The organism is Gaoshiqia sediminis, assembly GCF_025907915.1.
Classification (GTDB): Bacteria; Bacteroidota; Bacteroidia; order Bacteroidales; family Prolixibacteraceae; genus Gaoshiqia; species Gaoshiqia sediminis.
On sequence record NZ_JAPAAF010000125.1, the window covers coordinates 1 to 423 of the forward strand.

1 protein-coding gene is annotated in these 423 nt (G+C 56.5%); it reads right to left on the reverse strand.

What is annotated here, in order from left to right:
* On the reverse strand, positions 1–423 hold a 423-nt coding region (locus N2K84_RS20690; protein WP_282593651.1), incomplete at both ends, for a glutaminase domain-containing protein.

The following is a 423-nucleotide window of genomic DNA, read 5'->3' on the forward strand; positions in this document are numbered from 1 at the left end:
CTGGCTCCAGGTTCCCGGCTGGTCGAAGGTCAACCGGTAATGATCACCGTCGTCGGCCATTTGCATCCATTCCCGGGCCATACGTTTGGCTTCATTGGTATATTTATCAGCCACATCGGTCTTGCCCAGCATACCGGCCAACTTGCCGTAGCTGGCAATGCCCATGATCGCTTTCACCGACAGGTTCACATTGTGGGCAAAGTGCCCCGCAAAGTCGTCGGTACACAACTGGTTCTCGGGGTCGAGACCGTTTTCGAGCAGGTAGTTCGACCAGGTAGTCAGAACCTCCCAGTGTTTGGCGGCATAATCAGCATTGCCTTCCATTTCGGCGATGGCCGCAGTCAGGATCACCATGTTACCACATTCTTCCACCGGCATGTCGCCCCCGTAGGTTTGCCCGTTGGCCAGCGGATAGGTGCCCAC